Here is an 11,220-nt window from a genome sequence, read left to right on the forward strand (position 1 = left end):
GGTTAAAGAGAAGGGAGATACCTGATAAGCTGTTATGCATTTAAACTGTGATAATAGCATTACCCTTATTTTTCAGTTTCCGCCCCCAATTAATAACTAGCTTGTCTTCATTTAAAAGTTGATGCAACAAGGATTCTAACTGTTAAATGGATTTAAAAAGCCGATTTATGTTAAGCTAAAAAACAGCATTAAATAATCCTTATGGTATCAACCGACAGCTCTTCAGAAACTAAATCCCGCCCCAATTGTCCCAGCATCGGCATCATCGGTTGCGGCAATATTGGAGGAAAACAAGCCGCTAATTTTCTAGACCACGGTTACTCTGTCTATGTCTATGATCTTGATCAAGATTCCATGGCACAGTTGCAATCGTTAGGTGCAAAAATTACCCAGAGTTGTGCCGAAGTTGCAAGCCATTCAGAGATAATCTTTACTGCCTTACCGACTCCTGATGATGTGATCACAGCCGTGCTAGAGGGTGAACAAAACCTGAGCCAAGGATTGCAACCCGGCAGTGTTTACGTGGATATTAGCACCAACTCTCCTGAAACAATTCTCAGACTTCATCAAGCCATGAAACAACTGGGAATTGAGATGTTAGATGCTCCCTTTAATGATTGCTCGGAAGGGATTCAAAGTCAGCAAGGTATGGGTTTAGCGATTTTGGTTGGCGGCTCACGGGAAACTTTTGAGCGAGTTGAACCCATTCTCCAAGTCATGGCAGATCATGTTCTGTATTGTGGCGAAATTAGCACCGGAACTCGATGCAAACTTATCCACAATGCTGTTAATGCGATCGCCGTTCAAGCGGTGAGTGAAGGAATTACGTTGGGTTTAGCTTCGGGAATCGAGCTACAAACGATTTGGGATGTGCTACGTTTGGGATCGTTTGGTCAGAATCCTGGGGATATTCACGGCTTACCTCATTATTGGTTCTCACGACGCTGTGATGACGTATCTCAACATCCTGAATTTACTGTCCAATTACTCTATAAAGATTTGCGGCTAGCTCTGGAGTTAGCCAGTCAGCACGACATTGGTGTTCCTCACTTAAGTTTAACCATCAAAGACTATGAAGAAGCCGAGCGACGCCAATGGTCTGATCATGCTACGACTAAAGTTCGCTGTCTGCAAGAAGAACGCGCTGGAGTAATTGCTCAAGATTCTCCTCAGTTATAGCGCTACGCGCTAGGCAATGGGCAATAGGCAATAGCATCATTTGGTAGAGACGTTCCGCCGGAATGTCTCTACAACAGTTCGTTTTGTCCTTAGATTAAGGCTTCGGCGATTGCCGTCTCCAATAACTCATTTAGGGATATTCCAGCATCTTTTGCCATACAAGCCACAACACTTTTAGGAGAAAAAGAACAGTATAAACCTGCCTCTAAAAACCAGGGTTCTCCTTGAGGATCAATGCGAAAATCAAACAAGCTATACTGACGACAACCTAACGCTTGATGACATTGTTTGGCGACATCTTGAACCTTGGTTGTTATCGGATCGGTTGTTTCAACGATCCAAGCCTTTTTCTTATCCTTAGCTGCCAAAGTTAATTCACCCGTCTCTATTTTTTTTAACTTGTCACTATAGTTACGAATTGGATGGTTTTCCGGATTGACTGAATATTCTTCTAAAGGAAGTCCAATTAACTCTCCATTTTTAACAAAAATCCCACATCTGACTTCTCGTCCGAGTTCAATATAGTCTTCAACTAAGACTTCATCGGCATAGTGAAACGCTTGGGTTAAAGCTTCATCATAGTCAGCCCTATTTTTCACGAGCGTAACTCCTAAAGAGTTATCTGAATTAGCGGGTTTAATCACAACAGGTGGCATTAAATTGGGAGTGTCTCCTTGGCGTAATAGTTGCCCATAAGGAACTTTTACCCCCGCAGCAGCAACAATAGCTTTGGCTTTAGCTTTATGGGCGGTTAATGCCATCAACTCCGCTTTATTGCCTACATAAGGAATAGTTAAGAGGTCAAATAAACCTCGATAGTGAGTCATTCCAGGAATACAAAACATTTGCGGTAAGACTACATCAATGTTTTGTGTAGTGATCCACTGTATGGCTTCAGCAAGAGACAGGGGTTTTGCGGCGTCAATATCTTCTGGTGTCAACGATGAAGGAAAACGCCACAATCTATCCGGGGTAATATAGGCAATAAAAAAATGATAGCGTGAGGGATTAGCGGTTGCTGTGATACAGTCTTTAGCATAAAGACGGGATAAGTCGCCATAAAACTCATTTTCAGCAGAACCCACTAAATGAAGAATATTCAGCACTGACATGATTTAATCTCCTGATAATTTTAAAACCCATTAATTTGACAAAATTTAACTGCTTTCTTTAGCAATAAACAACTGAGATCCTAAATAAATCAGACCCCCCGTTGCCATACCCGGAAGCACCTCATAAACCACACCCGATAAATCCAGTCCCACCTTCCAGATCAACGCCGCCGCAATCCCCCCGAACATCATCGCGATCGCGACGGGCGTGGTTACCGATTTTTGCCAAACTCGTAAGATTAATAAAGGTCCCAAACTGGAGGCGAGAACTGACCAGGAAAATGTAATCAAGGCAAAGACATTATCATCTCCGGCTAAGGCAATAGTCAAGGTAATTACCGTCACCGTTAAGGTTCCCAACTTGGCATAATTATACGAGTGCGCCAATCCCGGAAACAGGTCTTGAGTTAACGCGGCTGAACAGGATAAAATTTGGGAATCCGCTGTCGATATTGTAGCGGCAAAGAGTCCCGCTAGCATCATTCCAACTAAGATAGCGGGCAATAATTCCAGGGCTAAATAAGGCAGTGCTAATTCTGGATCACCATTGGTTAACAAATCGGGCAAAAGCACCCGCGCCGCCATCCCCACTCCCATCGCTGAAGACGAGGTAAAGAAAGCGCAAATCACTTTAATATCCCGTGCTAAACCAATCTTATTCGCCGAATTAATTGCCATTGCCCGAACTAAAATATGAGGTTGACCCACGACACCGAATCCGGCTACAATCCAGCCAATTAAAAAAGGCAAAAATCCCCACTCCAGATCCCCTGGACTTAAACTCACCAATTCTGGGTCAATGGCGGCAAGCTGTGTCCAGAATCCAGTCAATCCGCCACAATTGGCAATCGCCACTACTAATAGCAGCAGTAGGGAACCAATCATAATCGTGGCTTGCACCGCATCCGTCCAAATTGAAGCCCGAATTCCCCCAGAAAAACAGTAAATCATCACTACAATCGCGCCCACAATCACACCGAGGGAATAATTCCAATTAAACACCGCATGAAGTGCCTTACCTCCAGCAACTAATTGCGCCGCTGCATAAGACCCCAGAAACGCGATAGTAATTAACGCTGAAATTGCCGTAATCCAGCGAATTCCTTTGGTTTCTTGACCCAAGAAAGAGGACACCGTGTCGGCAGAAATTTCTTCGGAAACTTGTCTAAATCGTTTAAATACAAACCACCAAGCAATATAATCTCCGATCATCCAGCCCAGGGTTAGCCAAATTGCCGATAATCCAATTGTGTAAGCAAAGCCAACTTGACCGATAAATAGTAAACCACTTTGACCCGTCGCCATCGCCGAAAGGGCAGTTAGCCAGGGATTAACATTGCGGCTGGCAAGGAGGTAATCGGTTGTCGTCATTTGCTTTTGGGTTGCCGAGTAAATGCCGACGCCAGTAAACAACAAAAGAAATACGATAAAGGTAGCTGCAATCATTACTGAATTATGAATTAAGGATTAAATCGCTCAACATTGAAAGGCATAATAATAAAGCTAAGCTGTTATGCATTTAAATTGGGTATTAGTAGCGAGCAAGATGCAAAGCCTGCGGCATGGCTTCGCTAAACGCACTACAAGGATTACGCCATTATTGATATTAAGGTTTAAATGCCGAACAGCTTAAAACGGTTGAGATTAGAGAACAGGGAACAGGGAACAGTAAGGGTTTGAGGGCGATTTACAAAACTTAATACGGTGCTGCTTTCTTTTCTCCGACTACTTATGGCATCATAGGCTGTTCCCATAATTTAACCTTTTACTCTCGATTTTATTTATTCTCCCCCAGCTTGCCCAGCTTCCCCAGCTTGCCCAGCTTTTCAATCTCCCCCCAATTCCACCAATTTACCAATATTAAAATCAATCCTAATCCAGCCCTGCATCCGGCGCAGATTATCCAGCAACAATAAAGGAATTTGCCAGTGATGTACCATCAAAAACGGTAAGGGATCATTCACCTGAAAAATCGCATCTTTCCCGCCAAACACTGTCTGAAACCAGCGCCGAATATCTCCAAATGAGCGAATTTCATTCAACCGCCAAACTTCATGATATAACCAATAAGTTGGCTTACTTTCCGGCAAGGGCTGCAAGGGTTCAGGTAAAGGTGTGTCACTCAAATACGCCTCTGCTACTCCAGGATGGTTATAAAACATAGTAATCGCCGAATGCGTGCGCGGATTACACTCGATCGCGTAAACCGTCCCATCCTCTGCCTTGATAAAATCAAAGGAGGCTTGTCCCGTCAGATTCAATCCCTGGACAAACCGACTCACCCACTGCAAAATATCCGGCTGATCAACGTTTTCATAATTTACTTGAAACGCCGACGATTCACAGCAACAGTGCAGTCGTAATTCCCCATTCCGCACCGTACTATGAGTACAGTATTCCTTACCTGGAATAAACTCTTGCATAATCCAGGGTTTCTCCTTACTGATGGGCAAACTATTGACAAATGCAGCCGTTTCTGATGGAGTTTCGCAGGGGAGTTTAGTTAAGTTTAAACGCCGCACCGAGTCGTAAGGAATACTCTTCAGGATGTACTTGCGTTTCTCTTGGGAAAAGTCAAAATCAATCACCTGTTGCGGATCAGTAATTTTGAAGGATTTGGGTACAGATAAGCCAAATTCTCGTGCTTTTTGGGCAAAGGCAAACTTATCATCCAGCAGTTGGGTGACATCTGGATCAAAGTGGAAGACTTCACAACACCCCGATAATATCGGTTTGGCTAGAGAGTCATAATAACTGGCGACGGGACTACAGACGGGAACATAAACATCCACATTTTCCTGTTTCGCGATCGCGAGTAAGGCTTGAATGTAACCATCGGGATCTTTGTTGGGGGCGGGAACCGTATAAAACCGATCAACCGCCCGCGAAAATCGATGTCCCACCAACCAATATTTATGAGTTTCCACTAAAATAACCCGATGTCCATCGGCGTAAAATGACCGCGCCAGTTGCAAGGATTTGGTCATTTTCCCCCCGGTAAGCATAATCGTTTTCGGATTGGGGTTAGCGACTTTGGGTTTCTGGAAGGGGCGAGTGAGACTATCCCACACCAGCGCCACGATGACAACGGTTAAATTAAATGGAAACGCGATCGCGAGTAAGGTTAATGTCCCCAGGTTTTGCAGTATGGCGATAAGATGCGCTTTTAGGCTTTGGGATTGCTCCATAGTATTTACCTGAAGTAATCATAATGAACCCGTTTTAACGGGTTTTAGCTTTTAGCCCGTACTTTAGTTCAGGGCTTTAGTCGATGCATTCATGTTGAGTCGGGGCGGGTTTAGTTACATTTTGGTGAGGTAAGAAAAGATAGTTGTGAAACCCGCCCCTACCGATTGTTAAGGTTTAAACCCGTCGAATTAGGGTCAAACCATCACGCAAAGGTAAGACAACCTGTTCCACCCTGGAATCATCCGTAACCACCTGATTAAATTTGGCGATCGCGTCTCCATTGGGTGTCCGTTCTTCGGGTGCTAAATAAACTTGTCCTTGCAGTAAGGTATTATCGACACAAATTAACCCGTCTGGTGCTAATAATTGAGTATCGAGGAGCGTATGATAATAATCCACATACTCCTGCTTATCCGCATCAATAAATACCAAGTCAAACGACTCTCCCGCTTTCGCTAATTGACGCAGTGTCTCCAAAGCTGGGGCAACTTTTACGGTAATTTTGCCACCATGCGGTGAGGCTTGAAAACAGGTTTGGGCAAAACTTGCCACATACTCATCCACCTCACAAGCAATCACTGATCCATCATCGGGTAATCCTTCCGCCATGGCTAAAGCAGAATAGCCTGTGAACATCCCAATTTCTAGCACCCGTTTCGCCCCAGTCATCTTGACAAACATCTTCAAGGTTTGTCCCTCAATATGTCCCGATAACATCTCCTGTTCTAACTGGCGTACTGTCTCGCCATCGGAGAAGAGTTTACTCCAGTCTTCAGTGCAGGTTTTCTCAACTAAGGCGGTTAAAGCGGGAGAATCGGGGGTGGTATTTTGATTCAGGTACGGTTCAAGTTTAGCCGCGAGTTGATAGGCTTTTTTTAGAGAACTTGCCAGTTGTGGATTTTGTGCCTCATCGACTAATTCCAGGGTTCGTTCTAGTTGTTCGACTAGAATTCCTAGGGGAGTCACGGGTCGCGCGATCGTTTCTTTTGTTACAGTTTGCATGATTTTTTTCCTTACTTAATGGTGTGGCAATTTGTACCAAACGTTGCATGGTAGAGACGTTGCATGCAACGTCTCTACAGGGGTTGAAGGGATAGAATTATTCCAAACCCAAATCCTTGAGATACATTTCTACGCCAGCACCACCATCCGGTAACGTTGCACAAACGGCTTTATGATCCTCGACTGCTGCTTCCAGTAAATCCGCTGGTACTTCTTGTGCATAATCACAAGTACCGATACCACAAGGTAAAGGTGCCCACAGTCCCCCATCTCCCCGTTTGCGCCGCATATTTTGCTGACCCGCAATCATCAGATCAATGTCTTCTAAGATGGGATGATAGACACTCAACCCTAAAGAACGAATCAGTGCAATAATGCGATCGCGTTCTGTGGGTTGCAACCAGCCTAATTTCGTCGCTAACGTTGCGCCATACGCCATTCCTGTCGATACCGCATGACCATGCATTAACTTAGCGGCGGGTTCATAACGGGGACTCCAGGTGTGACCATAAGCATGAGGGCGATCCTGATACGTCTCGAACATATTCGTTCCCTCATATTTCATATAGGAGAATAATGCCCGATAAACCACTTCATCAGCAACCTTGGCTAATTCCTGATCGTTCCCTAACGTCGCGAAGTGAGTTTCTACCAAGCGCGAACCATACTCTTCCAGCAGTTCAAACAAAACCTTGTCATCCGTCACCGCCATTTTAATAATTTCCGCCATCCCATTCCGGATATGACCCGTGGCGAGGCTGCGGAAAAAGGTGCGATCGACCAAGGTTAACACAGGCGGATGATACGCCCCGATACTATTCTTAAATTGTTTGCCATTGGTACAAGTACGCGGACTCGGACCGGCGTCAATCGCGGCGACTACCGTTGTCCCCACCATAATATAAGGCGTGCGGCGGTGTTGTAAGGCACAAGCTAATCCCGCCACATCACTGAGAACCCCCCCACCAATCACTAATACGGGTTCATTGCGAGAGACATCACAGCCGTCTTTTCCCAGGAATTCCAGCAGACGATGGACGGTTTCTGGGGTTTTATCCGCTTCCCAAGCGCGACAAACATTCATCTGTAGGGGGATTTCGTGGGTGTCAAAATAATGACGCACCGATTCCCCATATAAACGATCTACCGTTTGGTCAATGATGGCGACACAGCGACCCCGACTATTATAGATTTCCGCTAGGGTTGGGTTAGAGGGGTCGAAGACACCCTGAATTAACTTGACTTGCGCTTTTAGGGTAAAAGTTGCAGTGACTTCAAACGAGCGACTATCATTCCCCGGAACGATTTCTCCCGACCCGGTATACCATTCCGAGGTGCGATACTTCGCTCCATGTTCGACTCCAATATTGTTAGCGTCTGGACTGGAAAAAGAGTCAATTAAATCTTCCCGAATCGTTTCAGTCCGTTCGGTTTGAGGAAAGGTTGTTTGTGGAGTCATTGTCGTTGGGTTTCTCCTGTACTTATGACATGAAAGGGTGTTGTAGCGTTCTGAAATTATTGGCAGCGAAAATTAACCCGATGCCAGGGGAAACACTGTTGTAAAAATTGGCAAGTCATACCAGAGAAGCCGCGTAGACCAGCATTGAATGGCACTGATTTAAGGGAGTAAGCACAAAGCGATTCTAGAGCGCTCACAGGCTTACCTACAAACACTTAATTCAGCACTATTCTGTTTAGGGCTTCTCTCAAATTGACCCAAAACACAGGATTTCTGGTTGATTCAATTATTCTCAACCAAGTAAGTCATCAGGGGTTATCCTGATTGACGATGTTTTTCCAATGGTGGTATTGAATTTTGGAAAAAAGGACAGAAAACCAATATCTAAATTGCTAACCTGAAAGCCCTAGCGCCATGGGAGTACAATAAGTAGACAACTCACTTTGACTCCCTTGCCAGATAATCTGGACAAGCAGCTCTAGTCTTCCATTAGCGGGTTTTGGGTTAAATACTTTTTGTCAAAATGCCCGTTGGCAAAACGGTGAACCAATTGATTTTGTCAAAGGGTCTTACTTACAAAGCAAACTTGGCTTACCACCGATCTTACGCCTCACTAGCGCCGTTGTTGCCAACCAATAGTCTGTTTGATCGGTAGGCTTCCATTTTAAATTACACCCGTGATTAATTTGCTGATCAGGGTTCAGCGGTTTGGTGGTATGATCCATCTTTATTACTATCCTAAATTTTTCATCAATCATGAGTGTGTTAATGATGAATTCACCAATAATCAATCTGCCCATTCAGACAAAACAGTTTGGCTAAAGGAAATTATCTCTGACCAGAAACAATTTTCGGCAGGTAAAGGAGGTCGCCCTCGTTTCAAGATTTAATACACGTTTGCTAGTTTAACGCTTTACGTTTCTTACTCTTTCTGTTATTGCATAAGTTTATCGTTTAATAAAAATCAATAAATAAACCTTATTAGATGGATGTGGAAAAAATATAGCAACCGCCATAGCGGTTAGGACACATCATTTATGTAGAGACGTTGCATGCAACGTCTCTACAATGATGCCGAAAGTCCTAATCGATGTGTCTACTGCTATAAATTAAGTCATATTTGTCAATAAGTAAAAATACTGATGATGCCCCAAACGGGACATTAATCAATAGGAAAATGACTGTCAATAATTGATTATTTCCTTTCAGGTTCTTAGCCTGTAGCGGTTGATTGATAAAAATTGAGTAATAAAAGATCACAGGGTTGATCAGCGCGATCGCTCTTCCAGCCAATAGTCCAAATCTGCCAAACTGTTAAAGTCTAAAAAATCTTCTCCTAAACGTTCCAACTCTTCAATCGATAACGCTTCAATTTGGCTAGTTATCGCGATATTAATCTCACCAAAACGCTTTTTGAGTTGACGCCGGATTAACGCGATCGCTTCCATGAGTTTTCCTTCTTCTTTGGCATAAGTTATCCGCCCTTTCTCATCTTGTAACATTATCCCTCGGCGATCCACCACGTCTAACTCTTCTACCGTCATTTTGGCTTGGTTGGCAATATTTAAAGCCAGTTCTATCTCACGAACTTCTCCTAGATTATCGGGTATGGCATCCAAGGTGGCAGCTTCTTTAATAAAATAAATCCATTTATCGCTTAAACTCTTTAATTCTGACAGGGTTTTACTAAATTTCGGCAATTCTATAAAAATGAGTTGCAATTCGGTATCGGGATAGGCAATTTTTTTCGTTTTTTCCTGAAAGATAAATTGATTGATTACATCAGGAGTCTGGTTAAACAGGATAAAATCGGTGATAGTGACAGCAATCACCGGGGTAAGACTGAGATAGTCTTCGCCGATACCTAACTGATTGGTGTAAGCCTTGCTTAAATTATAAACAACTCGTTTACTAAAAGCACTCACCCGCGCTATTTGCATTTCAATAACGACAATAGACCCATCATACAAAACCGCTTTTACATCTAAATACGTGTCTTTTAAGGTCATTGCCTGACCCGGATTATAGGGATTGATAATTGTCAAGGATTGAATAATCTTCTCGCCTCCATAAATTACCGCATTGAGAAAACTGATTAAAATATCCTTACTTTGTTCAGAACCAAATATTTTTTTAAAGGCATAATCGACCTTGGGACTGATAAATTTCATACTTCCCCTCTTTAAGCCTAAATATATTTAAGATGGTTAAATTTTACCACAAAGACAACCCTACTTTTCACGGTATGTGGCACAGAGAATGCAGGTAATTCGTCATTCGTCATACTCGCTTCGTGAGAAGCAAGCAACACGCCCTATCAACCAAGCATTCAATCCCATCCTGTCATTCTGAACGCAGCGAAGCGGAGTGAAGAATCCCTCTAAATGTTGAGGCTAATCCTAATTTATGTCCAGGTACTTACTGTTCCCACTCTACTGGAACAACTTTTAACTCCTGTTCGTTGTATGCGCTAAGACAAGCCCGTATCTGTCCGTTTGACTGGATTATGCCTCTGATGTGATACTTGTAACCGTCTCCGTATTCTATTCGCGCTATCTCCACGGCTTTAGCTTCAATTGCACTATCTGGTTTCAAGTAGAAGAACTTGATGCTCAAAGGTACTGCTACAAGCACTATCCCTAGGATGAATGCAAGCTTTAGAGGGGGAGCAGAATAAGAATGATCCGATCGAACCAATGCTGACACGATAGGTGCAGCACGCAGTTGGGTGTAGACCCAGAAAGCAACAGCGATCGCCATAATCTGAACTAGGGTTGGCATAAAATTGCCCACTGGATCAACGCGAAATGCAATTCCCCATAAGTCTGTCGGAAACAAAAAAGGAAGCTGTATCAGATTGCTGGCAAAGTAAGCGAGAATTAAGGCAGCAAACCATGTAACTAGGGGAACGATTTGCAGATTTCCCCGAAGGAACAACACACCCAATACCACTAAGATTGCAGATCCAGATGATGAAGGTATGGGATTCGGATTTGATGACAATATGCACTGCGGATCATCAAGCGTAGACCACAAATAGGCGAACTCGAGAATCCCAACAGCGATCAGCACAATACCTACCCGCGTCAAAATTTGTCATTTGTCATTTGTCATTTGTCATTTGTTGAAGATGACTTGCACTCTAATCAGGGCGGGTTTAGTGATATCAGGGTGAAAACTAAACGTTAATAGTAAAACCCGCCCCTACACACAGGGCGGGTTTTGCTGACAAGCTAGTACAAGAAGGCAGAAGTCCGAAGGCAGATGGCAGAAGGCTAT

8 protein-coding genes are annotated in these 11,220 nt (G+C 43.7%); 1 reads left to right on the plus strand and 7 read right to left on the minus strand.

The genetic code is table 11. The annotated features are described in order from the left end of the window. The first annotated feature begins 201 nt into the window (after nt 1–201). Nucleotides 202–1,179, plus strand: coding sequence for an NAD(P)-dependent oxidoreductase (locus RID53_RS27220; RefSeq protein ID WP_446391075.1), 978 nt, complete (start codon nt 202–204; stop codon nt 1,177–1,179). An 89-nt stretch (nt 1,180–1,268) separates the two neighbouring features. Here the strand turns inward: RID53_RS27220 and RID53_RS27225 are convergent, their stop codons facing one another. The 7 genes from RID53_RS27225 to RID53_RS27255 all read right to left on the minus strand — a co-directional run bounded on the left by RID53_RS27225 (nt 1,269) and on the right by RID53_RS27255 (nt 11,031). Further along, the gene (locus RID53_RS27225) at nt 1,269–2,291 is read right to left on the minus strand and encodes a D-alanine--D-alanine ligase family protein (protein ID WP_446391076.1); all 1,023 of its coding nucleotides are present in this window, start codon (nt 2,289–2,291) and stop codon (nt 1,269–1,271) included. Nucleotides 2,292–2,336: 45 nt separating this feature from the next. Beyond that, nucleotides 2,337–3,737 carry a sodium/proline symporter gene (locus RID53_RS27230; RefSeq protein ID WP_446391077.1) on the minus strand — a complete coding sequence of 467 codons (1,401 nt, stop codon included), beginning with the start codon at nt 3,735–3,737 and terminating at the stop codon, nt 2,337–2,339. Between the two features lie 380 nt (nt 3,738–4,117). After that, nucleotides 4,118–5,479 (minus strand): ATP-grasp domain-containing protein, encoded by a 1,362-nt coding sequence (locus tag RID53_RS27235; RefSeq protein WP_446391078.1) that lies wholly within the window; start codon nt 5,477–5,479, stop codon nt 4,118–4,120. Between the two features lie 175 nt (nt 5,480–5,654). Continuing rightward, nucleotides 5,655–6,482 carry an O-methyltransferase gene (locus tag RID53_RS27240; RefSeq protein WP_446391079.1) on the minus strand — a complete coding sequence of 276 codons (828 nt, stop codon included), beginning with the start codon at nt 6,480–6,482 and terminating at the stop codon, nt 5,655–5,657. A gap of 97 nt (nt 6,483–6,579) precedes the next feature. Then, a complete protein-coding gene (locus tag RID53_RS27245; protein WP_446391080.1) occupies nt 6,580–7,941 on the minus strand; it encodes a sedoheptulose 7-phosphate cyclase in 1,362 nt (453 codons plus the stop codon). A 1,268-nt stretch (nt 7,942–9,209) separates the two neighbouring features. Further along, nucleotides 9,210–10,112 (minus strand): Rpn family recombination-promoting nuclease/putative transposase, encoded by a 903-nt coding sequence (locus tag RID53_RS27250; RefSeq protein WP_446391081.1) that lies wholly within the window; start codon nt 10,110–10,112, stop codon nt 9,210–9,212. A 247-nt stretch (nt 10,113–10,359) separates the two neighbouring features. Further along, nucleotides 10,360–11,031 carry a hypothetical protein gene (locus tag RID53_RS27255; RefSeq protein ID WP_446391082.1) on the minus strand — a complete coding sequence of 224 codons (672 nt, stop codon included), beginning with the start codon at nt 11,029–11,031 and terminating at the stop codon, nt 10,360–10,362. Between the last annotated feature and the right edge of the window lie 189 nt (nt 11,032–11,220).

This window comes from Coleofasciculus sp. B1-GNL1-01 (genome assembly GCF_040220235.1).
Taxonomy (GTDB): domain Bacteria; phylum Cyanobacteriota; class Cyanobacteriia; order Cyanobacteriales; family Coleofasciculaceae; genus Coleofasciculus.

Bases quoted from the DNA above. Each gene is read 5' to 3' on its own strand.
- RID53_RS27230 (WP_446391077.1), bottom strand. From the start codon at position 3,737: ATGATTGCAGCTACCTTTATCGTATTTCTTTTGTTGTTTACTGGCGTC.
- RID53_RS27225 (WP_446391076.1), bottom strand. From the start codon at position 2,291: ATGTCAGTGCTGAATATTCTTCATTTAGTGGGTTCTGCTGAAAATGAG.
- RID53_RS27240 (WP_446391079.1), bottom strand. From the start codon at position 6,482: ATGCAAACTGTAACAAAAGAAACGATCGCGCGACCCGTGACTCCCCTA.
- RID53_RS27235 (WP_446391078.1), bottom strand. From the start codon at position 5,479: ATGGAGCAATCCCAAAGCCTAAAAGCGCATCTTATCGCCATACTGCAA.
- RID53_RS27250 (WP_446391081.1), bottom strand. From the start codon at position 10,112: ATGAAATTTATCAGTCCCAAGGTCGATTATGCCTTTAAAAAAATATTT.
- RID53_RS27245 (WP_446391080.1), bottom strand. From the start codon at position 7,941: ATGACTCCACAAACAACCTTTCCTCAAACCGAACGGACTGAAACGATT.
- RID53_RS27220 (WP_446391075.1), top strand. From the start codon at position 202: ATGGTATCAACCGACAGCTCTTCAGAAACTAAATCCCGCCCCAATTGT.